Here is a 22,660-nt window from a genome sequence, read left to right as displayed (position 1 = left end):
GGAACTCCACCATGAGCCATCTGACTGGAAAACGCGTCGCCATCCTCGCTACCGACGGCTTCGAGCAGTCCGAACTGACCGAGCCGATGCGCGCGTTGAAAGAGCATCAGGCGCAGGTCGACGTCGTGTCGCTGGAGAGCGGGCGCATCCAGGGCTTCAAGCACTTCGACAAGGGCGACCAGGTCGACGTCGACCACGTACTGTCCGAGGTCAGCGCCAAAGACTATGACGCGCTGGTGATTCCCGGCGGCCTGTTCAATCCGGATGCGCTACGTGTCGACGATCAGGCACTCGCCTTCACCCGCGACTTCTTCGAGGCCGGCAAGCCGGTCGGCGCGATCTGCCACGGCCCGTGGGTGCTCGCCAATGCCGACGTGCTGCGCGGCCGCACCGTCACCTCGGTGCCGAACATCCGCAAGGACCTGGAGAACGCCGGTGCCACCTGGAGAGACGATGAAGTCATCGTCGACAAGGGCCTGGTCACCAGCCGCACGCCCAAGGATCTGCCTGCGTTCTGCGCGAAGCTGGTTGAAGAGATCGCCGAGGGCAGGCACGGCGGCCAGCGTCGCTCGGTATAAGCAAATAGCCAGCGCCGTCGCTCAGCGCGGCGACGCCGGTTCTTCCCGGCTATCGGAGCGCGAGGCGCACTGCGGCAGCGGCAGTGGGCCGTAGACCTTGAAGGTGCCGGCAAAGCCGCCCTGCTCGACCACGTAGACCGCGCGCGCCTCGGCATCGACATGGAGGAACTGCTGATAGCCATCGGCGACCATGCCGGTGTCGGAGAGGGGCGTCCCCAGGGTGTGATGCAGCTCCTTGGGCGGTGATGCCATCACGGGCCATGCCTGCTGCACGCCGTAGGGACCAACGAAGGGTTTGAGGCGATCGGCAACACAGGCGGTCACCGGATCCGCCACGGGCGACGGTATGCCGCTGTCCACGGTCAGGGTCACGGGGGGCGGAGGACGCTGGCCAGACGCAGCGGCGACCAGCATCGCCATGAGGGCAGTCGCAGACATGGAGCTTCCTTTTCCTGTTCGTAGGGAGACATCTTGCATCAGCCCACGTCGCGGAGGTGTGGCCGCTCCGCGCGCGTTCCCTCGCTGTTCAACGGCCGCCTGCGCGACAATGGCGGCCCACCTTCGTGGAGCTGTTCATGAGCTATTGGAGTCCGATACTGGCGATCCTGCTGGGTATCGCATCGCTACCGGCGCACGCTGGCGACCTCCCGCTGCGCATCATGAGCTTCAACATCCGCCTGCCGGTGGAGAGCGATGGCGTCGACTACTGGGAGACGCGCAAGCCGCTGGCGGTGAAGGTGCTGCGCGAGCAGGAGCCGGACGTGATCGGTCTGCAGGAGCTGGTGAAGTCGCAGGCCGATTATCTGGCGGCGGAACTACCGCAGTACGCCTGGTTCGGGCGCGGGCGCGAGGCCGACGGCGGCGGCGAGCGCATGGGCGTGTTCTATCGCAAGGACCGATTTGCCGTCATCGAGTCCGGCGACTTCTGGCTGTCCGACACGCCGGAGGTGCCCGGCAGCATTACCTGGGATCATCTTCATCCGCGGCTGGTGACGTGGGCGCTGTTCGAGCAGCGCAGCGACGGCAAGCGCTTCTACCTGTTCAACACGCACCTGCCGTACCGTGACCAGGACGAGGCTGCGCGGGTGAAGGGTGCGAACGCCATCGCCCGATATCTGTCCACGCTGCCCGCCGATGTGCCGGTCGTGTTGACGGGCGACTTCAACACCACGCCCGAGAGCGGGGTGCATGCGGTACTCGCCGGCACGCTGCAGGATGCGTGGACAACTGCGCCGCGTGTGGAAGGCATCGACGCGACGTTCCACGGGTTCACCGGCAAGGCGGACAGGCGCATCGACTGGATCATGGTGAAAGGCGTGCAGCTGGACTCGATCACGTCGGTGACGACGCGTTGGAACGGTCGCTATCCGTCCGACCACTTTCCGCTGGTGGTGACACTACGGTTGCCGTAGTTCCCCTGATGGCAGATCGCGCTCGGAAAGCCAAGCGCAGGGCGAAAATTGCCATCGATGGCAGGGGAGAGCTCGATCCTTCGCATTCTGAGCACCATCGTCTGGATGCCGGGCTCCATTGATGGGGCTCCGAGCGTTGCGCTTGGAGCTCGATGCGAGACCGGGGAGGCTCGCGATGCGTTCCCTTCGCCCCGCCAGGCGGGGAGAAGGTGCTCGAAGGGCGGATGAGGGGCATGCGCGATGGCGGGACATAGGGAATCGGTCGGCATATCCGCCTCTGGCTAAAGCACGGGCGCGTTCCAGGCCACCTCTCCGTTCGCCCCTCACCCGCCTTCGGCACCCTCTCCCCGCTGCGCAGGGAGAGGGGAGCTGTGGAAGATTTCCTCCTGCCGTTGCGCCTGAATCAGGACAACTGCTCTCCCCGCAAGCGGGGATAGCGCGAGCTGTTGCGTGGTGCTGGAAACGAAAACGGCCCCTTTGCGGGGCCGCTCCGTCCCGCACATGCGCTGCTTACTTCTTCGGTGCCGCGACGGGCGCACCCGCTCCTTTGGCAAAATCCCCCGCCACGAACACGCTCAGCATTTCCGGCTTCAGGTGCTTGCGGATCGCCGCATTGACCTGGTCCCGTGTCAGCGCGGCGTACTTCGCATCCAAGTCTGCGGTGAACTGCATGTTGCGGCCGAAGTAGAGCTGGTCGGTCAGCATGCCGGCGATGGTGCCGTCCTCGGCGCGGGCCTGCTGGCGCTCGGTCAGCGTGCCGGCCACGGCGTCCTTCAGTTCCTCGGCGGTGATGCCGTCCTTCAGCAGTTTGTCCAGTTCCTCACGGACCAGCGCTTCTACCTTCGCCATGTTCTCCGGTGCGGCGATGGCCTGTACGGTGAAGCTGCCGGCATCGTCCTTGCCGCTGCGGCTGTCGTCGGCGCGAATGCCGCTGGAGACGCCGTAGCTGAGCCCCTCCTGCTGGCGGATGCGGTCGCCCAGGCGCGACTTCAGCGCGCCGCCGCCGAAGATGCGGTTGGCGACGATCATCGCGGGGTAGTCCGCATCGGTCACGCGCAGCGACAGGTTCTGCCGCGCCAGCAGCACCGCGTTGGGCTTGTCCGGCGTCTCGAAGCGCGCCTGCTTCGCGGCGACGTCGGTGTAGCGCGTATCGATGGACGCGTACGGCGTGCCCGCCCGCCAGCCGGCGAACAACTGCTCCAGCTGCGTGCGCACGGCCACCGGATCGAAGTCGCCAACGATGGCGATCTCGCCCTCGGACGTGCCGTAGAGATCGCGGTGGAACGCGCGCACCTCATCCAGTGTCAGTGCCTTCATCATCGCGATGGATTCGTCGAGCGTACGGTTGCGCAGCGGATGGCCGACCGGCCACGGGTCGAAGTACTGCGCCAGCGCACGACCGGCGATCGCGCCGGGCTCCTGGCGCGAAGCCTCCATGCCGGTCAGTGCCTGCACGCGCAGCTGCTCGAACTCGTCCTGTGGGAACGCCGGGTTGCGCAGCACCTCGGCGGCAAGGGCCAACGCATCGGCCAGGTGCTCGCGCCGCGTCTGCAGGCCGATGGCCGCGCCCTGCAGGCTGCCGCTGATGTTGCCCTGCGTCTTCAGCTGTTCCAGGCGCTGGTCGATCTGCGTGCGCGTCATGCTTTTGCTGCCGCGCATCAGCATGGCGCCGGCCATGCCGGCGGCGCCTTCGCGACCGGTCAGCGCGGCTTCGTCGGCGAAGCGGAAGTTGGCGTCGACGATCACCGTGCCGCCGCGGGTCTTCTTCGGCAACAGCGACACGCGCAACGCCTTGCCCAGGGTGAAGGTCTGCGTGCGCGACTCGATGTTCTGCGGCGATGGATCGAACTGCTCGCCTGCGCTGACCGCGGTGCGGCCGGTGTAACCGTCGACCAGGGTGGCGACGGCCGGCGCGGCGGGAATCTCCACGCGGTCGGGGGTCTCGCTGGGGATGAAACGGCCCAGCGTGCGGTTGCTGGATTTCAGGTACGCGGCGGCGACGCGGTTGACATCGGCGGCGGTGACCTTCTCGATCGCGTCGCGGCTGGTGAACAGCAGGCGCCAGTCGCCGGCGGACTGGAACTCGGACAGGCCCATGCCGACCGCGTTGACGTCGGTGAAGTACAGCTCGTAGGCGTTGCCGATGCGCTGCCTGGCCTCGTCCACTTCCGCCTGCGTCACCGGTTGTGCGGCGATCTGTTCGAGCTGCTTCAACAGTTCGGCTTCGGTCTTCGTCGCATCACCGTCGTTGGGGATGACGGCGACGGCGGTCAGAAGACCGGGGTCGCGCATGGACTCGCTGCTCGCGCCGCTGCCGGCGGCCAGCTTGCCTTCCACCAACGCCTTGTGCAGACGGCCGCCGGGGGTGTGGCCCAGCACATTGGCCAGCACGCTCAGCGGTGCGCTGTCGGCGTGCGCGACAGCGGGCACGTGGTAGGCGGCGGCGACCAGGCGCAGGTTGCCGACCCGGCGCACGGTGACTTCGCGCTCGCCGTCCTGGGCGGGCTCCACGGTGTAGGAGAGCGGCAGCGTGCGCGTGGGCTTTTTCAGTGGGCCGAAGTGGCGTGCGATGCGCGCCAGCACGTCGGCGGTGTCGACACGGCCGGCGATGATCAGCGTGGCGTTGTCCGGCTGGTACCACTGGCGGTAGAACGCCTGCAGCCTGTCGATCGGCACGCCTTCCACGTCGCTGCGTGCGCCGATGGTGGTATTGCCGTAGTTGTGCCAGAGGAATGCGGTGGAGCGGATGCGCTGGAACAGCACGCCGCCGGGGTTGTTCTCGCCGGCTTCCAGCTCGTTGCGCACCACGGTCATCTCGCTGTCGAGGTACTTCTTCGCCACGTTGGAATGGACCATGCGGTCGGCTTCCATCTTCAGCACCCACTCCAGGGTGTCGGCGTTGGCCGGGAACGAGGCGAAGTAGTTGGTGCGGTCCAGGCCGGTGGTGGCGTTGAAGTCGATGCCGCGTTTCTTCATCTCGCCGCTGATGTCGGACTGCGTGGGCGTGCCCTTGAACAGCAGGTGCTCCAGCAGATGCGCCATGCCGGTCTCGCCGTAGTTCTCGTGCACCGAGCCGACGTTGTAGACCAGGTTGACGGTCACGGTGGGCTTGGTGGCATCGGGGAACAGCAGCACGCGCAGGCCATTGGACAGGGTGTATTCGCTGATGCCTTCGATGCTGGGGCCGGCGGCGACGCCTTTCGGCAGCGCGGTCTGCGCCTGCAGCGCGGCGGGATGGCCCAGCGCCAGCGTGACCGCCAGGCCGAGTGCGACAATGAAACGGGGTGACTTCATCCACAATCCTCCATCATGGCCGCGGGCGTCCATCGCCGGCGGCATGGCACGAGTTTCGCAGATTCGGAAGGGACGTAGATTCATGGATTACCGTGAGACAGGGGCGGATGCCGCCGCATTGCCGGTGCTGTATGCCGATGCGCAGATCGCGGTGGTGAACAAGCCTGCCGGCGTGATGGCGCACGACAGCAAGCTGGCGCGCGGCGAGACCGACTTCGTCGCCGATCGCCTGCGCGCGCAGTTCGGCAAGCCGATCTTCCTGATCCATCGCCTGGATCGCGCGACCAGCGGCTGCCTGCTCGTGGCGTTCGACCGCGACAGCGCGTCCACGCTCGGCAAGGTGCTGATGTCGCGCGAGGTGGAGAAGGATTACCTGGCCATCTGCCGCGGCTGGCCGGAGCCGGATTTCGTCGTCGACCATGCGATCGATGGCGGCCCGGGCAAGCCGGAGAAGAAGCCGTCGCTGACGCGCTTCATGCGGCTGGCGACCGGCGAACTGCCGCTGCCGTCGGGCGGCTTCGAGACCTCGCGCTATGCGCTGCTGCGCTGCCAGCCGGAGACCGGCCGCTTCCGGCAGATCCGGCGGCATCTGAAACACGCGTTCCATCACCTGATCGGCGACACCAGCCACGGCGATGGACGCCACAACCGCCACTTCCGCATGCAAGGCGTGCACCGCATGCTGCTGCACGCGGTGCGGCTGTCGTTTCCGCATCCGCTCACCGGCGAGCGCATCGAGGCGGTGGCACCGCTGGATGCGGAGTTCCGCAAGGCGTACGCGCTGTTCGGGTGGGAAGCCGATCTGCGTTAGGCGATCGGGATGTCAGGCGTGGGAGCGACGTAAGTCGCGATGGACCACCGGTAATGCTTCATCGCGACTTACGTCGCTCCCACAACCCGCTACACCGGCCAACAAGGGCCTTATGCCACCCGCATCGCCGCCAGCACCATCAGCGCCACGGCGCACAGCATGCCCACCAGCCAGACGAGGCTGCGCAGCGACTGCTTATCGGCCAGGTAGAAGACGCCATGCAGCACGCGTGCGATGACGAAGGCGATGGCGAGCGGGGTGATCGTCTCTGCCGGCACGCCGGCCAGTTGCGCCATCAGCACGCCGGCGACGAAGGCGGGAAACGCCTCGAAGCCGTTGAGGTGCGCCGCATTGGCGCGCTGCACCTTGTAGTTGCCGTCCTGCTTGGCCACCCACGCGCGCGGGTTGCGGTTGTTGTAACGCTCGCCCGAGCGCTTGGCGATGAAGACCCACAGGTACGGCAGCAGCGCGGTGATCAGGATGCACCAGTAAGCGATGGCCATGAGCGTTTTCCTCCGAGGATGGCGTAGGGTAGTGGGTGTGCAGGGTGGGCGTCCATGGCTTTGAGAAGCTCCCTCTCCCCCGCACGGAGGAGAGGATTGGGCTGAGGGGGCGATGAAACGAGGGTGTGGGAGCGACGTAAGTCGTGATGGGCCACCGGTAAAGCTTCATCGCGACTTACGTCGCTCCCACAAGAACGATGGCCGGTCGCTTCATCACGACTTACGTCGCTCCCACAAGAGCGATGACCGCTCGATCACAGGGCCAAAAAAGAAGACGGCGCCTCGCGGCGCCGTCCTCGTATCGCATTGCAGTCCCCGGCTTACTTCTTCGCCGGTTCCGTCTTCATCATCTGGTCGCGCGCAGCCTTGAACGGGTTGCCGTCGTACCAGTTCGGCCAGGCGCCTTCGACCGCGAGGTCCTTGCCCACGCCGTACAGCGCCTGCAGGTCCTGTACCACGCCGTCCAGCTTCCAGCCGTCGTGCACTTCGTCGCTGGCCTGGTGGTAGCGCTTGGCGTATTCCTCGCTCGCTGCCTTGCCGGCTTCGACGCCGCCGTCCAGCAGGTCGTTGCCGCCCTTGGCGTACAGCGCGGGCACGCCGGCCTTGGCGAAGTTGAAGTGGTCGCTGCGGAAGTAGTAGCCGCCGGCCGGGTTGCCTTCCTCGGCGAGCACGCGGCCCTGCTGTTCGGCATAGACCTTCAGCATGTCTTCCAGTTGCGAGTTGCCCTTGCCGGTGACGACGAAGTCGCGGGACTTGCCGCCCACGCTCATCGCGTCGAGGTTGATCACACCGGCGATCTTGTTGAGCGGGAAGGTCGGGTGCGCGACGTAGTACTTGGAGCCGAGCAGACCGGATTCTTCCAGCGTCACCGCCACGAACACCACCGAGCGCGCGGGCTTGGGATCCTGGTGGGCGAACGCTTCGGCGATCTCCAGGATGCCGGCCACGCCGGTCGCGTTGTCGACCGCACCGTTGTAGATGTTGTCGCCCTCTTCGCCTTCATGCTTGCCCAGGTGGTCCCAGTGCGCCATGTACAGCACAGCCTCGTCGGGCTTGCTGGCGCCCGGCAGCACGCCGATGACGTTGCGCGAGGTCTTCTCGGTGATGGTGCTCTTCACCGCGGCGGACAGCTGCGCCTTCAGCGGTACCGGCTTGAAGCCGCGCTTGCCGGCGCTGGCGTAGGCGGCCTCGAGGTCGAGACCGGCATCGGCGAACAGTTGCTTGGCGGCCTCGGCGCTCAGCCAGCCCTGCAGCGGGATGCGCTTCTCCGGATCGTCCTTGGCCGGCAGGTCGTACTGCGCACCGGACCAGGAGTTCTTCACCACGTCCCAGCCGTAGCTGGCGCCGTCGGTGTCGTGCACGATCAAGGCGGCGGCGGCGCCCTTGCGGGCGGCTTCCTCGAACTTGTACGTCCAGCGGCCGTAGTAGGTCATGCGGTTGCCGCCGAACAGCGTCTCGTCCTTGCTGTGGAAGCCCGGGTCGTTGACGAACATCACCACGGTCTTGCCGGTCCAGTCCTGGCCGGCGTAGTCGTTCCACTGCTGCTCCGGCGCGTCGACGCCGTAGCCGACGAACACCAGGTCGCTGGCGTCCAGCTTGACCTCGGTCTGGCCGGTGCGGGTGCCGATGACGTAATCGGTGCCGAACTTCAGGTCGCGCTTGCCGGTGGACGTGGTCAGCGACAGCGTGGTCGCGACCTCGTCGGCGGTGGTCTCCACCATCGGCACATCCTGGAAATAGCTGCCGTTGTTGCCCGGCTGCAGGCCGATGCGCTTCATCTGCGCTTCGAGATAGGCGGCGGTCTTCTCTTCGCCGACCGAGCCAGGCGCGCGGCCTTCGAACTCGTCCGAGGCCAGCGTGTTCACCATGTCGGCGAAGTCGCCCTCGGTGATGTCGGCGGTGAAGGTGTGCGCCGCGGCGGGCGGCGTGGCGGCTTCCGGCGCGACGGCGGGCGCCTCGGGTTCGCGCTTGCACGCGGCCAGGGCGGCGGCGGTGGCAAGCACCAGCATCAACTTGCGGGACATCGGGATTCCTCAACGGACGGAACCCCGATTCTAGCGGCAATGGGTGGGTCCGGCTTTGCGCGAACAGCGCCCCCACCCCAACCCTCCCCCGCGCGCGGGGGAGGGGGCAGAAAGACTTACTCGGCCGGTGCGGTGTCGGTGCTGAACGGCTTGGCGGTGGCACCGGTGATCGTGCCGACCTTGGCGCTGGTGTGCACGTACAGGGTGACGGGGCGCTCGAACACCAGCGGGCCTTCGACCACGGCATTCGGTCCGATGATGATGCGCGGGTCGCGCTTGGGCTTGATGCTCCAGCCCTGCGGCTTCTCGACCTTGATGCCGCCCTTCACCTGCGAGCCGATACCGACCGTGATGTCGCCGTTGACCGTTTCGATGCCGCCGGCCAGTTGGGTGGCGACCAGGCCGATGGCGCCGTTGACGGTCTCGATGCCGCCGCCGACGGTGGTGCCGCGGTCGGTGAAGATGCTGCCGTTGACGGTCTCCACGTCCTTGCGGACCTGCACGTCCTTGCCGACACGGATGGAGCCGTTGACGGTTTCCAGCGAATCGACGCGTGCCTTGTCGCCGACGTTGATGCTGCCGTTGACGGTGCTGGCGTCCTCGGCGGTGGCGCCTTCGGCGATGCGGATGCTGCCGTTGACGGTGTCCAGGTCGCCATAGGCCTGGCCGGCGTCGGCGGTGATGCTGCCGTTGACCTTGGAGATTTCCTGCTGGGCCAGGGCAGGCGTGGTGGCCAGGGCCAGGGTCAGCAGCAGCGCGGTACGGGGACGGATCATGGGGTTGCCTCTCGGGTGGTCTCGTATCGGTCTGATGCGCCAGTGTGGACGAGGGTTTAAACGCTGGCGTGCGGACAAGGATGGCACCATGCTTGGCTACAATCGTCACCTGCCTGAAGTCACTGGAATCCTGCCGTGTCCGCATCCCCTGCGTCCGTGAAGCGTCCCAAGCCCGTCGTGCTGCTGATCCTGGATGGCTGGGGCCATCGCGAAGACCCCACCGACAACGCGCTGGCGCAGGCCGAGTTGCCGAACTGGCGCCGCCTGCTGGCCACCGCGCCGCACACGCTGATCCACACCGAGGGACGCCACGTGGGCCTGCCCGACGGGCAGATGGGCAACTCCGAAGTCGGCCACATGAACCTGGGCGCGGGCCGCATCGTCTACCAGGACCTGACCCGCATCGACGCCGCCATCGAAGACGGCAGCTTCTACACCAATGCCGAGCTCGTCGCCGCCTGCGACGCAGCCAAGGCCGACGGCAAGACGCTGCACGTGTTCGGCCTGCTGTCGCCGGGCGGCGTGCACAGTCATGAGCTGCACATCTTCGCGATGCTGGAGCTGGCCAGGCGCCAGGGCGTGCCGCGGGTGGCGGTGCATGCCTTCCTCGATGGCCGCGACACGCCGCCGAAGTCGGCCGAACCCAGTCTGCGTGCGCTGCAGGACCTGTGCGCGAAACTCGGTAATGCGCACATCGCCTCGGTCAGCGGCCGCTACTACGCGATGGACCGCGACAAGCGCTGGGACCGCGTGCGGCTGGCGTGGGACGCGATGGTCGAAGCCAGCAGCGACCACCATGCCGCCAGTGGCATCGCCGCGCTCGAGGCCGCGTATGCGCGCGGCGAGAACGACGAATTCGTGCTGCCCACCGTCATCGACGGCGCGCGGCCGATGGCCGATGGCGATGCGGTGGTGTTCATGAATTTCCGCGCCGACCGCGCGCGCCAGTTGAGCGCGGCGTTCGTGTCGCCGGCGTTCGACGGATTCGACGCGCGCGTGCCCACGCTCGCCCGCTACGTCTGCCTGACCGAATACGACGCGAAGCTGCCGGCGCCGGTGGCGTTCGCGCCGGATGACCTGCGCGAAACCTTCGGCGAGCTGCTGACCGAGCACGGCCTGACCCAGCTGCGCATTGCCGAGACGGAGAAGTACGCGCACGTGACGTTCTTCTTCAGCGGCGGCCGCGAGGACGTGTTCGCCGGCGAGGAGCGCATCCTGATCCCCAGCCCCAAGGTCGCCACCTACGACCTGCAGCCGGAGATGAGCTGCCCGGAGCTGACCGAGAAGCTGGTCGACGCGATCGGCTCGGGCCGCTTCGATGCCATCGTCTGCAACATCGCCAATCCCGACATGGTCGGCCACAGCGGCGACCTGCAGGCCGCGATCCTGGCCGCGCAGGCGGTGGACAAGGCCGTGGGCGCGATCGATGCCGCCGTGCGCCAGGCGGACGGCGCGATGATCATCACCGCCGACCACGGCAATCTGGAGATGATGCGCGATCCGGCCACCGGTCAGCCCCATACCGCGCACACGGTCGGCCCGGTGCCGCTGGTGCTGGTGCAGCCGGCAGGCGCGCCGGTCGTCACGCTGCGCAGCGGCGGCGCGTTGCGCGATGTCGCGCCGACGCTGCTGCAGCTGCTGGGCCTGCCGCAACCGGCCGACATGAGCGGCCGCAGCCTGATCGACGCCTGATGCCGCATCGCGTCCGGCTCGCATGCGGCGTGCTCCTGCTCGCAGGGTTGTCGCTGATGGCGCCTGCGCCGGCGCAGTCCTCGCGCGAGGCCGAGCAGAAGCTGCAGCGCGTGCGCAGCGAGCTGAAGTCGATCGCGCAGGAGCGCCGCAAACTGGAAGGCGAGCGCGGCGCCGCCTCGCGCCAGCTGCGTGACGCGGACGAACAGGTCGGGCGGACCACGCGCTCGCTGGCCGAGACCGAAGCGGCGCTGCGCCGCGAAGCCGCCGCACTGGAAGACCTGCAGCGCCAGCGCGATGCGATGCGCGCACAGCAGGCGGCCCAGCGCGCGCAACTGGCGGGACTGGTGCGCGCGGCGTACCAACGCGGCGACGATGCGCCGCTGAAGGTGCTGCTGTCGCAGGAGCGTGTGGCCGACGCCAACCGCCTGCTCGCCTACCACCGCTACGTGCAGCGCGACCAGGCACGCCGCATCGAATCCCTCAACACCGAACTGGCGGCGCTGGACCAGGTGGAGCAGGACATCGCCGCCCGCCGCGCCGAACTGGATGCGGCGCGCGCGAAGCAGCGCGAGCAGGTGTCGCAACTCGAGAAGGACCGCAAGGCGCGCGCCAGCCTGGTGGCCGATCTGGACCAGCGTTACCAGGATCGTGCGAGCAAGGAAAAGGCGTTGGGACAGGATGCGCGTTCGCTGGAACGCCTGCTCGCGAACCTGCGTGCCGCCGCCGCCCGGGCCGAGGCCGAACGTCGCGCCGCTGCGCGCCGCGAAGCCGCTGCCGCCGCGGCGGCACAGAAGCGCGAGGGCGGCGGCGCGACCGCGCGTACGCCGCGCGCCCCGCCGCCGCGTCCGTCCGTGGCATCCGCACCGCCGTTGAAAGTGGGTGGCTTGGGCTGGCCGGTCTCGGGCAACCTGCTGGCGCGCTACGGTGGCCGCCTGCCGGATGGCCGCGCCAGCACCGGCGTGCTGATCGGTGCGCCGTCCGGCACCCCGGTCACGGCGGTGGCCGACGGCACCGTGGTGTTCTCGGAATGGATGACCGGCTACGGCCTGATCCTGATCCTCGACCACGGCAACGGCTACATGAGCCTGTATGCGCACAACGACAGTCTGCTGAAGGACAGTGGCGAGCGGGTGAAGCGCGGCGATGCGGTCGCCCGCGTCGGCACCTCGGGCGGGCAGGGCCAGGCCGCGCTGTACTTCGAACTGCGCCGCAACGGCCAGCCGGTCGATCCGTCCTCGTGGCTGCAGCGGCGATGAACGGCGCCGCCGGCCATAACCCGGCTTGAACATCCGGTCCGCACGGCTTCACGCATAATCCGGATGAACTCCGCGGGCGTTCGCGGTGTCCATCGTCCGCCCTATCCGGAGCTCCGCGCATGCTGCAGCGTCTTCCCCTGGCTCTCCTGACCGTCGCCCTGCTCGCCGCGCTGCCGGCCTGGGCGCAGCAGCAGGCCCCGCTGCCGGAGACGCCCCCGGTGGTCGCGCCCAGCGACGATCCCGACGCCGCGGAGAACGCGCCGAAGGTGCCGCTGGAGGAAATCCGCCGCTACGTGGCGGTGTTCAACGCGGTCAAGGAGGCCTACGTCGAACCGGTCGAGGACAAGAAGCTGATGCAGTCCGCGATCCGCGGCCTGCTGCTCGACCTGGATCCGCACAGCACCTATTTCGACAAGGCCGATTCCGAAGCCTTCGACGAGCAGGCCAACGGCGCCTACGAAGGCATCGGCGTGGAACTGATGCAGCAACCCGACCGCACATTGCTGGTGGTCTCACCCATCGACGACACGCCCGCCGCCAAGGCCGGCATCAAGTCCGGCGACCTGATCACCGCGATCGACGGCAAGCCGATCAGTGCCGAGGACGGCATGGAACCGCTGCGCGGCGCGCCCGGCAGCAGGATCGTGCTGACCATCGTGCGCGAGGGCACGCCCAAGCCGTTCGACGTCAGCCTGGTGCGCGACACCATCCGCGTGGCCAGCGTGCGCAGCCGCGTGCTCGAACCGGGCTACGGCTACGTGCGCATCAGCGCCTTCCAGACCGACACCGCCGCCGACTTCCAGAAGCAGGTCGACAAACTGCAGGAGACCGGCACGCTGCGCGGCCTGGTGCTGGACCTGCGCAGCAATCCGGGTGGCCTGCTGCTGGCGGCCGTGCAGATCGCCGACGACCTGCTGGACACGGGCAACATCGTCAGCACGCGCGGACGCCTGTCGATCAGCGATTCCAAGTTCGACGCCACGCCCGGCGACCGCCTGGACGGCGCGCCCGTGGTGGTGCTGGTCGATGCCGGTTCGGCCAGCGCATCGGAAGTGCTGGCCGGTGCGCTGCGCGACAACCAGCGCGCGCGCGTGGTCGGCAGCCGCACCTTCGGCAAGGGCTCGGTGCAGACCGTGCTGCCGCTGGACAACGGCGACTCGGTCAAGCTGACCACCGCGCGTTATTACACGCCCAGCGGCAAGTCGATCCAGGCCAGCGGCATCGTGCCGGACGTGGTGGTGAAGCCGGAGACGGGCGGCAAGCCGGGTTCCGTAGTGGAACAGGACGGCCAGCTCTTCATCACCGAGGCCACGCTGCCCGGCCATCTGCGCGGCGACGAAGAAGGCGCCGCCGGCTACGTGCCCGGCGACGTGCTGGATGGCGAGGCGCCGATCACCGCCGCATTGGCGGAACTGAAGAAGGTCGCGGCAACGGCGCGGACAACGTCGGATCGGCAGCGGCGCTGAGCACGACGGTGTGGGAGCGACGTCAGTCGCGATACCGGCTTCGGCAATTCGCGACTGACGTCGCTCCCACAGGATGATCGACTTTCCCGTTTAGCGCGGCTTGGCCGGCATCGGGAACGGCGTGACCACTTTCTCGCCGGTGGCCGCATCGCGGATCGCCGACTGGCCTTTCCGCTCGACTTCCTCGACCCGGATGATGCTCTGCATCGGCAGGTGCAGCACCCGGGTGTTGCCGAACTCGTCGCGCAGCCGCTCTTCGGTGGGATCCACCACCAGTCCCTCGTGCACATCGAAGACCAGGTCGGCGACTTCGGTGAAGCCCCACAGTCCACTGGCGGCCACCTTGTGTGCGTACAGCTCGTAGACCTTGGTGTGGTTGTGGAAGGTGATCTTGTAGAGCGTCTTCTTCATACGGGGATTATAGGAGTGAGGGGAGAGGAGTGAGGAGTGAGGAGTGAGCGAAAGCACGGCCGCCTTTTCTCACTCCTCACTTCTCTACTTCTCTCTCCTCACTCCTGCCTTCAATACCCTTGCCGCTGGCGCATCCGCCGCGCGATGGCGGCGCGCACGAACAGGGCGAACACTACGCCGAACAGGAAACCGGCGATGTGCGCCCACCACGCCACCGCACCGAAGGCCGGGCCGGTGTAGGCGAACACGACCTGCAGCAGCGCCCAGATGCCGATCAGCAGCGAGGCGGGCGCCTTGACGAATTCTAGGAACAGGCCCAGCGGCAGCACCACGCCGAGCTTGGCGGTGGGGAACAGCGCCAGATAGGCGCCGATGACCGCCGAGATCGCGCCGCTGGCGCCGATGATGACGCGGTCCGGTGTGCCGATGCTCAGCACGGCGGCCACGTTGGCCACGGCACCGCCCACCAGGAACAGCAGCAGGAACCGCCACGGTCCCATCGCGCGCTCCGACGGCAGGCCGAAGATCAGCAGGAACACCAGGTTGCCCAGCAGGTGCGCCCAGTCCGCGTGCAGGAACAGCGCCGTGAACAGCCGCAGCACCGTGCCGCTCTGCAGCGAGGCCAGCCACACCTCCGGCGCCACCATGCCCCCGGTCAACGCACCCCACCGGGTCAGCAGGTGGCCCTGCGCGGCGTCCCCGAGCGTGAGCGCCCAACAGAAGGTGGCGGACAACAGGACCAGCAGGGCGGGCGTGGCCCAGCGGACGGGGGGTTTCCGGCGGGAAGGCAGTGAGACGAACATGCGCGCGCACTGTAGCCGGTCCCTGCCGCACTGCCCATGGTGCAGCGCAACGAAACTGAATAGGGGCAATGACTTACAGCGGATTGTTAGAGTTTAGTTAGCGGGTATACTGCATACGGCGTCGTATGTCGGGAGGGGCTTCCGGCAGGTCGAACGGGTGGAATACAACACCCGCGACCGGATCGGCGCAGGTACTCATTACCCACGTCTCCGGAGACACTCCATGGAATTTGCTAAGCACCTCACCCGCGTCTCGGCGCTGGCCCTCGGCATCGCCGGCGTCCTCGCCTATGGCGACGTCCACGCCGCCGCCTTCCAGCTGAAGGAAAACAGCGTCAAGGCCCAGGGCCGCGCGATGGCCGGTTCGGCCTCCGCCAAGGGCGACGCCTCGGTGGTGGTCAACAACCCCGCCGTCATGTCCACCTTCACCGAGCGCACCCTGCAGGCCGACGTCACCGCGATCGACCTGTCCTACGAATTCACCGGCAACGGCACCGCCGCCACCGGCACCCCGTTCCAGCAGCCGCTGACCGGCGGCAACGGCGGCGACGCCGGTGACGTGGCCGCCGTGCCGGCCGCGTCCTTCATCCTGCCGCTGAGCGGCGATTTCGAATACCTGACGCTGGGCATGATGATCAGCGCGCCGTTCGGCCTGAAGACCGAATACGACGCCGGCTGGAAGGGCCGTTACCACGCGCTGGAATCGGACGTGAAGATCGTCGACCTGACCCTTGCCGCCTCGCTCGAGCTGAGCGACAGCTTCTCGGTCGGCGCCGGCCTGATCTACGAACACGCCGACGTGACCCTGTCCAACGCCGTCGACTTCGGCACCATCATCTGTGGCCGCAGCCCGGCCGCGTGCGTGGGCCCGACCGCGCAGTTCGGTCCGCAGCGCAACGACGGCTTCGCCAGCATCAACGGCACCCACAATGGCCTGGGCTGGATCGTCGGCGTCAACTGGCGTCCGACCGACAAGCTGTCGCTGGGCTACTCGCACCGTTCCGAGGTCGACCATGAACTGGATGGCGACTCGGTGTTCGAAGTGCCGGCCAACGTGCGCGCCGCGCTGGGCAACAGCGTCTTCATCAATGGCGGCGGTGGTGCCGACCTGACCACGCCGGCCGTCGATGCATTCAGCGCCACCTACTACGCCACCGACCGCTTCACCGTGATGGCCGAAGCCACCCGCACCGAATGGTCGTCGCTGCAGGAAATCCGCATCGAGTTCGACAACCCCGCGCAGCCCGACTCGGTCGAGGACTACAACTGGGACGAGAACTGGTTCTATTCGATCGGCGGCGAGTACAAGTTCAGCGACAAGTTCACCTTCCGCGCCGGCGTGGCGCGCGACGACTCCCCGGTCAGCCGTCCGTACCGCACCCCGCGCCTGCCCGACCAGGATCGCATGTGGTACTCGCTGGGCATGACCTGGAACGTGTCCGAGCACTTCGAGCTGAGCGCCAGCTACGTGAAGATCGACATCGTCGACACCCCCGAAGTGGACCTGACCACCAGCACGCGCGCGCGCCTGGTCGGCGACTTCGAAGGCGGCGCCGACCTGTTCGGCGTGTCGATGCAGTACAAGTTCTGATCGCGGCACGGATCCGGACCACGAAAAACCCCGCTTCGGCGGGGTTTTTCTTTGCTGCGCAAGCGTGGGCGCGACCCACGTAGCGTGCGCCGCGCGCACGACGCGCGCACGACGCCCGATGACGGGTTCATGTGTCGTGCGCATGGCGCACGCTACGCAATGGCGATCTTCAAGCCCCTCTCCCACGGGGAGAGGGGTTGGGGTGAGGGTCGGCGAAGTGGCGAGGGTTCGGCGGCGCGCACACCCTCATCCGGCACTGCGCGCCACCCCGTATCGCGTACGGGGCAGGCTCTTCTCCCGAAGGGAGAAGGATTCAGCACACGCGCGGTGGCGGCACATCCATGCGTCGTGCGCGCAGCGCACGCTACGCCGTCAGTACGGCAAGCCCGCCACGTCCAGGTCGATCGACCACAGGCTGGCCGCGCCGGTGAGGAACAGCGTGCGACGGTCCTGGCCACCGAACGCGGCGTTGGTGATGTTGGCGTCCACGCGGATGGTCGCCAGCACCTCGCCGGCGGGCGAGAACACGCGCACGCGCCGTTCGCCGTGTTCGGTGACGTATACGTTGCCCAGGCAATCCACGGCCAAGCCGTCGCCGCCGTTGATGCGGGCGAGGTCGCGGCCGGGTCCCGGTACACCGTCGCGCAGTGCGTACGCGCGCAGCACGTCGCCCTCGTCGGTGCCGCCCGCGACGTACAGCGTGTCGCCATCCGGCGACAGCGCGATGCCGTTGGGATTACGCAGCGTATCGTCCACCACGGTCGTCTTCCCTTCGTGATGACGGTACACGCGCGTGAGCGGTTGTCCGCCGGGCGCGGCCTTGCGCTGGTAATCCGGGTCGGTGAAGTAGAGCGTGCCGTCGGCCGCCATCACCAGGTCGTTGGGCGAATTGAACGGCGCGCCATCGAAGCTCGACACCAGCGCCGTGCGCGAACCGTCCTCCAGGTCCACGCGCGCCACCTGCTTGCGGTCGTGCGTGGCGGCGATGAGGTGGCCCTCGGTATCCAGCGCCAGTCCGTTGCTGCCGCTGTCCCCGACCACGGTTTCCCAGCGGTCGGGTGGCGTGAAGCGGCGGATGCGCGACGGAAAGCGTCCGCTGTGCACGAAGTCCGACAGGTACAGCGCGCCATCCTTCCACACCGCACCCTCGTACAGCCGGTCCTGGTCGTCGTCGACCTTGGCCGCGGCGACGCGGGTGGCGGTCAGTTCCCCGGTGGGCGCCTGTCCCGGATCGGCAGGGCAGACCGAGCGATAGGCCGAGGCGTGCGCGAGCGGTGCAGCACCACACAGGAACAGGGCGAGGGCGAGGCGATGGCGGCGTGGCATGCGGGGGTCTCGGGATCAGGCGGGGTGCCAGCGTACCTCGATCCGGTTGCGACCCTTGTGCTTGGCTGCGTACAGCGCCTCGTCGGCCAGCCGGATCAGGACGTCGTAGGGCGCGTGGCGGTCGGCGGTGAAGGAAATGCCCAGACTGACGGTGACGCGGATGGTGCGGCCGGCGGGTGCGAATTCCAGCGCCATCACCTGCTGGCGGATGCGCTCGGCCAGCGCCTGCGCGGTATCGGCCTGGGTGTCGCGCAGCACCAGCATGAACTCCTCGCCGCCCAGGCGGGCGAACACGTCCTCGCTGCGGATGCAGCTGCGCACCACGTCGGAGAACCGCTGCAGCACGCGGTCGCCGGTCTCGTGGCCATGGTCGTCGTTGACGGCCTTGAAGTGGTCCAGGTCCAGCACGATCACGGCCAGCCCGTGCTCTGTCGCAGACCGCGCGCCATGCGATTCCAGTTCGTTGTCCAGGCCGCGCCGGTTCAACGCGCCGGTCAGCGGATCGAACAGTGCGCTGCGCCGCAACGGCTCCGCCGCACGGAAGCTGGCCAGCATCAGCATGCAGAAATTGAGCATGAACCAGATCGACAGGTCCAGGTTCACCCACATGGGGTTGGGGCCGTAGCGCCCTGTCAGCGCGGCCAGCAGGTCGCCGCCGTACAGCCACAGCAGCACCAGGCAGCCGACCATCATCAACCGCGCCGGCACGTGGTCCGGCGCGCTGCGCAGCGCGAACAGGTGCCGCAGCATCACCAGCAGCACGATCACTTCGGTGGCGCTCATCGCGGCGCCCTGCGCATCCACGCCGCCGCCCATGAGCATGCCTATCAGCGAAAAGCCCAGGCACAGCGGCAGCAGTGCGCGTTCCCACCGCAGCAGCGCGCGCTGCTGCACGAACTGGATGATCGACCACGCCAGTCCCACCAGGCCCGCGCACGCCAGCACGCCGCCCACGCCGGCGATGCCATTGGCAAGCGACGGATCGCCCGCACGCACGAGGGTCTGCGCGGTGCCGTCCAGCATCGCCGCACCCAGCGAGTACAGGAAATGCGCCACGCCCCAGGTCGCAATGCCGCGCACGCCGCGCGAGATCCTGCCCACGTAGAAGAACAGCGCCAGCAATACGGCCGCAAGGGCGCAATCGCTGAGCAGCAGGTTGTAGAAATCGGTCGTCATGCGTGATGGAGCCCTGCTGGACGTGGAACGGCCAGTCGATGCCAGAACGCAGGATACGGTGCAATCCGGCAGTGACGTGCGCGCGCGCGTCCGAACGCCAGCGACGGTGGCCGCGCTGTCCGCAGGATCGCCGCGTGTCGCCACCCGTGTCAGTGCCGTGGGTCACGGACAAAAAAAGCCCCGCCGGAGCGGGGCGTGGTGAGGCAGCGTCCTGCGAGCGCCGTCGGGCGCGTTACTCGCCCAGCGTCAGCAGCGAGGCGTTGCCGCCGGCCGCCGTGGTGTTGACGGTGACGGTCTTCTCGGTGGCGAAGCGCGGCAGGTAGTGGGGACCGCCGGCCTTGGGGCCGGTGCCGGACAGGCCCTGGCCACCGAACGGCTGCACGCCGACCACGGCGCCGATCTGGTTGCGGTTGACGTAGACGTTGCCGACCTTCACGCGGGCAGCGATGCGGTCGATGGTCTCGTCGATGCGCGAATGCACGCCGAGCGTCAGGCCGTAGCCGGTGGCGTTGATCGCATCGATCACCTTGTCCAGATCGTCGGCCTTCCAGCGCACCACATGCAGCGCCGGTCCGAAGATTTCCTTGTGCAACTGGTCCAGCGACGTCAGTTCCCACGCGCGCGGCGCGAAGAACGTGCCGTGCGCGGTGTCCTCGCCGGCGTTGGCCTGCTTGATCAGGCGTGCTTCCTTGGCCATGCGTGCGGCGTGGTCGTCGAGGATCTTCAGCGCATCGGCGTCGATCACCGGGCCGACATCGGTCGACAGCAGGCCGGGATCGCCGATCTTCAGTTCGTCCATCGCGCCGGCGAGCATCGTCATCACCTTGTCGGCGATGTCGTCCTGCACGAACAGGACGCGCGCGGCCGAGCAGCGCTGGCCGGCGGAGGTGAACGCGGAACCCATCGCATCCTTCACCAGCTGCTCGGGCAGCGCCGAGGAGTCAGCGATGAAGGCGTTCTGGCCACCCGTTTCGGCGATCAGCGTGGCGATCGGGCCGGCGTCGCGGCCGGCGAGCGCGCGGTTGATCGCACGCGCGGTCTCGGTGGAGCCGGTGAACGCCACGCCGGCCACGCGCGGATCCTTCGTCAGCGCGGCACCGACGGTGGCGCCGTCGCCGGGCAGGAACTGCAGCACGGCATCGGGAATGCCGGCTTCGTGCAGCAGCTTCACCGCGGCGTGGCCGATCAGGTTGGTCTGCTCGGCCGGCTTGGCGATCACGCTGTTGCCGGCGGCAAGCGCGGCGCTCACCTGGCCCAGGAAGATCGCCAGCGGGAAGTTCCACGGGCTGATGCAGACGAACACGCCGCGGCCCTGCAGCTGCAGCTGGTTGGATTCGCCGGTCGGGCCGGGCAGCTGTTCCGGCGCGCCGAACTGGGCGCGCGCCTGCGCCGCGTAGTAGCGCAGGAAGTCGACCGCCTCGCGCACTTCCGCGACGCTGTCCGGAATGGTCTTGCCGGCTTCCTTCACGCACAGCGCGATGTAGTCCGGCAGACGCTGCTCCAGCAGGTTCGCGGCGTGTTCGAGGATCGCGGCGCGGCTGGCGGCCGGCGTGCGGTCCCAGGCCGGTTGCGCGGCCAGGGCGTTCGCCAGCGCCTTCTCCACGGTACCGCTGTCGGCCGGCTGCCATTCGCCCACGGTCTGGCGGCGGTCGGCCGGGTTGGTCACCGGCAACGCCGCGCTGGACACGACGGCGCCCGGCACCAGCGGCGCGGCGCGCCACGGTTTGACGGAGGTGTTGATGCGCTCGGCCAGCGCGCGCAGGTCGTTGTCGTTGGCGAGGTTGGCGCCCATGGAGTTGTCCCTGTCTGAATTCTGGATGGGAGCCGGCTGGCTCCGGAAAAGGTCGACCGGCAGCGGAATCCGCGGGTGCGGGATGCTGTCGAATTCCGAGACCGTCTGCACCGGGTCGCGCACCAGGTCCTCGATGGCCACGTTCTCGTCGGTGATGCGGTTGACGAAGCTGCTGTTGGCGCCGTTCTCGAGGAGGCGGCGCACCAGGTACGGCAGCAGGTCCTCGTGCGAGCCGACCGGCGCGTACACGCGGCATGGCGTGTCGAGACGGTGCTTGGGCACGACTTCGGCGTACAGGTCGTCGCCCATGCCGTGCAGTTTCTGGTGCTCGTACGCGCGGCCGTCGGCGATGAAGCGGATCGCGGCGATGGTCTGCGCGTTGTGGGTGGCGAACATCGGATACAGCGCGTCGCCGTGGTCGAACATGCGGCGCGCATTCGCCAGGTACGAAACGTCAGTGTTCGGCTTGCGGGTGAACACCGGGTAGCCCGGGTGGCCATCGATCTGCGCGCGCTTGATCTCGGCGTCCCAATAGGCGCCCTTCACCAGGCGCACCGGCATGCGCCGGCCGACGCGGCGGGCCAGGTCGGCAAGGAAGTCGATCACGTACGGCGTACGCTTCTGGTAGGCCTGCACGGCCAGGCCGTAGCCTTCCCAGCCGTCGAGCGAGGCGTCGGCGAAGGTCGCCTCGATCAGGTCCAGCGACAGTTCAAGACGGTCGGCCTCTTCGGCGTCGATGGTGAAGCCGATGCCGTAGGACTTGGCCAACTGCGCCAGTTCCAGGATGGCCGGGGCCAGGTCCTTCATCACGCGGGCGCGCTTGGCGTGCTCGTAGCGCGGGTGCAGCGCCGACAGCTTGATCGAGATGCTCGGCGCGGCGAACACGTCCGCGAACGGGCCGGTGCGGCCGATCGCGTGGATCGCCTGCCGGTAGGCCTCCAGGTAGCGGGCCGCGTCCTTGGTGGTCAGCGCGCCCTCGCCCAGCATGTCGAAGGAGTAGCGGTAGTCGGCGTTCTCGCCCTTGCGGCTGCGCGCCAGCGCCTCGTCGATGGTGCGGCCCATGACGAACTGGTGGCCCATGATGCGCATGGCCTGGCGCACGGCCAGGCGGATGACGGGTTCGCCCACCCGGCCGACCAGGCGCTTGAAGGCGCCGGGGACGTCGGCGCGGGTCAGGTCATTCAGGTTGACCAGCTTGCCGGTCAGCATCAGCCCCCAGGTGGAGGCGTTGACGAGTACCGAGTCGCTCTGGCCCAGATGCTTCTGCCAGTCCGCCTCGCCCAGCTTGTCGCGGATCAGCTTGTCGGCGGTCTCCTGGTCCGGGATGCGCAGCAGCGCTTCGGCCACGCACATCAGCAGCACGCCTTCCTCGCTGCCCAGGTCGTATTGGCGCATGAAGGCCTCGATGGCGCCCTGGTCCTGGGCGCGGGCGCGCACGCGCTTGACCAGATCCACGGCCAGCCGCTGGGCCTGGATCTGCTCCTCGGCGGGCAGGCGGGCCTGTTCCAGCAGTTCGCGGACGTGCTCGGTCTCGTCGCGCAGCCAGGCGGCCGTGATGGCGGCCCGCAGGGCGGACGGCGGCGCGGGAAGCTCGGGGGAGACGATGGCGCCGGCCACGGGTGCGGCGGGCGACGGGACGGGCGAAGGGGTCGACATGACGGCGGGGCAGTCCAAAGGCAGTCCATTAGTTTAGGGCCGCGCGGCCAGCCCGGATATGCCCGCCGTGCCGTCTCGACGGGCCTGCGGAGC

The 22,660-nt window shown here is 68.2% G+C and carries 16 protein-coding genes and 1 pseudogene; 7 read left to right on the top strand and 10 right to left on the bottom strand.

Annotated features, from left to right (window positions below):
• Window positions 1–11: 11 nt before the first annotated feature.
• Entirely contained in the window at window positions 12–578 is a 567-nt protein-coding gene (locus ASD77_RS05025) for a type 1 glutamine amidotransferase domain-containing protein (RefSeq protein WP_055938198.1), read from the top strand.
• Window positions 579–599: 21 nt separating this feature from the next.
• Here the strand turns inward: ASD77_RS05025 and ASD77_RS05020 are convergent, their stop codons facing one another.
• Window positions 600–1,016 carry a hypothetical protein gene (locus tag ASD77_RS05020; protein WP_156383471.1) on the bottom strand — a complete coding sequence of 139 codons (417 nt, stop codon included), beginning with the start codon at window positions 1,014–1,016 and terminating at the stop codon, window positions 600–602.
• Between the two features lie 137 nt (window positions 1,017–1,153).
• Between ASD77_RS05020 and ASD77_RS05015 the strand changes: the two genes are divergently transcribed.
• On the top strand, window positions 1,154–1,990 hold the full coding sequence (locus ASD77_RS05015) for an endonuclease/exonuclease/phosphatase family protein (RefSeq protein ID WP_055941070.1): 837 nt from the start codon (window positions 1,154–1,156) through the stop codon (window positions 1,988–1,990).
• Window positions 1,991–2,500: 510 nt separating this feature from the next.
• Here ASD77_RS05015 and ASD77_RS05010 read toward each other — a convergent pair.
• On the bottom strand, window positions 2,501–5,284 hold the full coding sequence (locus ASD77_RS05010; RefSeq protein ID WP_055941068.1) for a pitrilysin family protein: 2,784 nt from the start codon (window positions 5,282–5,284) through the stop codon (window positions 2,501–2,503).
• Window positions 5,285–5,366: 82 nt separating this feature from the next.
• Between ASD77_RS05010 and ASD77_RS05005 the strand changes: the two genes are divergently transcribed.
• Window positions 5,367–6,095 (top strand): pseudouridine synthase, encoded by a 729-nt coding sequence (locus ASD77_RS05005; RefSeq protein ID WP_055938192.1) that lies wholly within the window; start codon window positions 5,367–5,369, stop codon window positions 6,093–6,095.
• Between the two features lie 110 nt (window positions 6,096–6,205).
• Here ASD77_RS05005 and ASD77_RS05000 read toward each other — a convergent pair whose 3' ends face one another.
• From ASD77_RS05000 to ASD77_RS04990, 3 genes are all read right to left on the bottom strand, one after another.
• Complete coding sequence (locus tag ASD77_RS05000; RefSeq protein WP_055938189.1) at window positions 6,206–6,598, bottom strand: MAPEG family protein; 393 nt, start codon at window positions 6,596–6,598, stop codon at window positions 6,206–6,208.
• A gap of 320 nt (window positions 6,599–6,918) precedes the next feature.
• Window positions 6,919–8,622 carry a M28 family metallopeptidase gene (locus ASD77_RS04995; RefSeq protein WP_055938186.1) on the bottom strand — a complete coding sequence of 568 codons (1,704 nt, stop codon included), beginning with the start codon at window positions 8,620–8,622 and terminating at the stop codon, window positions 6,919–6,921.
• A 116-nt stretch (window positions 8,623–8,738) separates the two neighbouring features.
• Window positions 8,739–9,395, bottom strand: a complete 657-nt coding sequence (locus ASD77_RS04990) for a hypothetical protein (protein WP_200947386.1) — start codon at window positions 9,393–9,395, stop codon at window positions 8,739–8,741.
• Between the two features lie 159 nt (window positions 9,396–9,554).
• Between ASD77_RS04990 and gpmI the strand changes: the two genes are divergently transcribed.
• The 3 genes and pseudogenes from gpmI to ASD77_RS04975 all read left to right on the top strand — a co-directional run.
• Complete coding sequence (gene gpmI / locus ASD77_RS04985) at window positions 9,555–11,090, top strand: 2,3-bisphosphoglycerate-independent phosphoglycerate mutase (RefSeq protein WP_156383570.1); 1,536 nt, start codon at window positions 9,555–9,557, stop codon at window positions 11,088–11,090.
• A 56-nt stretch (window positions 11,091–11,146) separates the two neighbouring features.
• Window positions 11,147–12,346 carry a peptidoglycan DD-metalloendopeptidase family protein gene (locus tag ASD77_RS04980; protein WP_235578512.1) on the top strand — a complete coding sequence of 400 codons (1,200 nt, stop codon included), beginning with the start codon at window positions 11,147–11,149 and terminating at the stop codon, window positions 12,344–12,346.
• A 119-nt stretch (window positions 12,347–12,465) separates the two neighbouring features.
• Window positions 12,466–13,809, top strand: a pseudogene (locus tag ASD77_RS04975) (S41 family peptidase); the annotation flags it as partial.
• A 93-nt stretch (window positions 13,810–13,902) separates the two neighbouring features.
• Here ASD77_RS04975 and ASD77_RS04970 read toward each other — a convergent pair.
• Entirely contained in the window at window positions 13,903–14,223 is a 321-nt protein-coding gene (locus ASD77_RS04970; protein WP_055938175.1) for a DUF1820 family protein, read from the bottom strand.
• Window positions 14,224–14,333: 110 nt separating this feature from the next.
• Window positions 14,334–15,026, bottom strand: a complete 693-nt coding sequence (locus ASD77_RS04965) for a rhomboid family intramembrane serine protease (protein ID WP_055938172.1) — start codon at window positions 15,024–15,026, stop codon at window positions 14,334–14,336.
• A gap of 223 nt (window positions 15,027–15,249) precedes the next feature.
• Between ASD77_RS04965 and ASD77_RS04960 the strand changes: the two genes are divergently transcribed.
• Window positions 15,250–16,617: an outer membrane protein transport protein gene (locus tag ASD77_RS04960; RefSeq protein WP_055938169.1), complete on the top strand. Its 1,368-nt coding sequence runs from the start codon at window positions 15,250–15,252 to the stop codon at window positions 16,615–16,617.
• Between the two features lie 372 nt (window positions 16,618–16,989).
• Here the strand turns inward: ASD77_RS04960 and ASD77_RS04955 are convergent, their stop codons facing one another.
• The 3 genes from ASD77_RS04955 to putA form a co-directional block, all read right to left on the bottom strand.
• The gene (locus ASD77_RS04955; RefSeq protein WP_055938166.1) at window positions 16,990–17,943 is read right to left on the bottom strand and encodes an SMP-30/gluconolactonase/LRE family protein; all 954 of its coding nucleotides are present in this window, start codon (window positions 17,941–17,943) and stop codon (window positions 16,990–16,992) included.
• A gap of 15 nt (window positions 17,944–17,958) precedes the next feature.
• Complete coding sequence (locus tag ASD77_RS04950; RefSeq protein ID WP_055938164.1) at window positions 17,959–19,119, bottom strand: GGDEF domain-containing protein; 1,161 nt, start codon at window positions 19,117–19,119, stop codon at window positions 17,959–17,961.
• A gap of 232 nt (window positions 19,120–19,351) precedes the next feature.
• Complete coding sequence (gene putA / locus ASD77_RS04945) at window positions 19,352–22,567, bottom strand: bifunctional proline dehydrogenase/L-glutamate gamma-semialdehyde dehydrogenase PutA (protein WP_055938160.1); 3,216 nt, start codon at window positions 22,565–22,567, stop codon at window positions 19,352–19,354.
• Between the last annotated feature and the right edge of the window lie 93 nt (window positions 22,568–22,660).

It is taken from the genome of Pseudoxanthomonas sp. Root65 (assembly GCF_001427635.1).
GTDB lineage: Bacteria > Pseudomonadota > Gammaproteobacteria > Xanthomonadales > Xanthomonadaceae > Pseudoxanthomonas_A.
This window is presented reverse-complemented; position numbering and strand designations above follow the sequence as displayed.

Coding starts and splice junctions, on each gene's coding strand:
- ASD77_RS04955 (WP_055938166.1), bottom strand. CDS start 17,943: ATGCCACGCCGCCATCGCCTCGCCCTCGCCCTGTTCCTGTGTGGTGCT.
- ASD77_RS04960 (WP_055938169.1), top strand. CDS start 15,250: ATGGAATTTGCTAAGCACCTCACCCGCGTCTCGGCGCTGGCCCTCGGC.
- ASD77_RS05000 (WP_055938189.1), bottom strand. CDS start 6,598: ATGGCCATCGCTTACTGGTGCATCCTGATCACCGCGCTGCTGCCGTAC.
- ASD77_RS04950 (WP_055938164.1), bottom strand. CDS start 19,119: ATGACGACCGATTTCTACAACCTGCTGCTCAGCGATTGCGCCCTTGCG.
- ASD77_RS05010 (WP_055941068.1), bottom strand. CDS start 5,284: ATGAAGTCACCCCGTTTCATTGTCGCACTCGGCCTGGCGGTCACGCTG.
- ASD77_RS05015 (WP_055941070.1), top strand. CDS start 1,154: ATGAGCTATTGGAGTCCGATACTGGCGATCCTGCTGGGTATCGCATCG.
- putA (WP_055938160.1), bottom strand. CDS start 22,567: ATGTCGACCCCTTCGCCCGTCCCGTCGCCCGCCGCACCCGTGGCCGGC.
- ASD77_RS04980 (WP_235578512.1), top strand. CDS start 11,147: ATGGCGCCTGCGCCGGCGCAGTCCTCGCGCGAGGCCGAGCAGAAGCTG.
- ASD77_RS04995 (WP_055938186.1), bottom strand. CDS start 8,622: ATGTCCCGCAAGTTGATGCTGGTGCTTGCCACCGCCGCCGCCCTGGCC.
- ASD77_RS04970 (WP_055938175.1), bottom strand. CDS start 14,223: ATGAAGAAGACGCTCTACAAGATCACCTTCCACAACCACACCAAGGTC.
- ASD77_RS04965 (WP_055938172.1), bottom strand. CDS start 15,026: ATGTTCGTCTCACTGCCTTCCCGCCGGAAACCCCCCGTCCGCTGGGCC.
- ASD77_RS05005 (WP_055938192.1), top strand. CDS start 5,367: ATGGATTACCGTGAGACAGGGGCGGATGCCGCCGCATTGCCGGTGCTG.
- ASD77_RS05025 (WP_055938198.1), top strand. CDS start 12: ATGAGCCATCTGACTGGAAAACGCGTCGCCATCCTCGCTACCGACGGC.
- ASD77_RS05020 (WP_156383471.1), bottom strand. CDS start 1,016: ATGTCTGCGACTGCCCTCATGGCGATGCTGGTCGCCGCTGCGTCTGGC.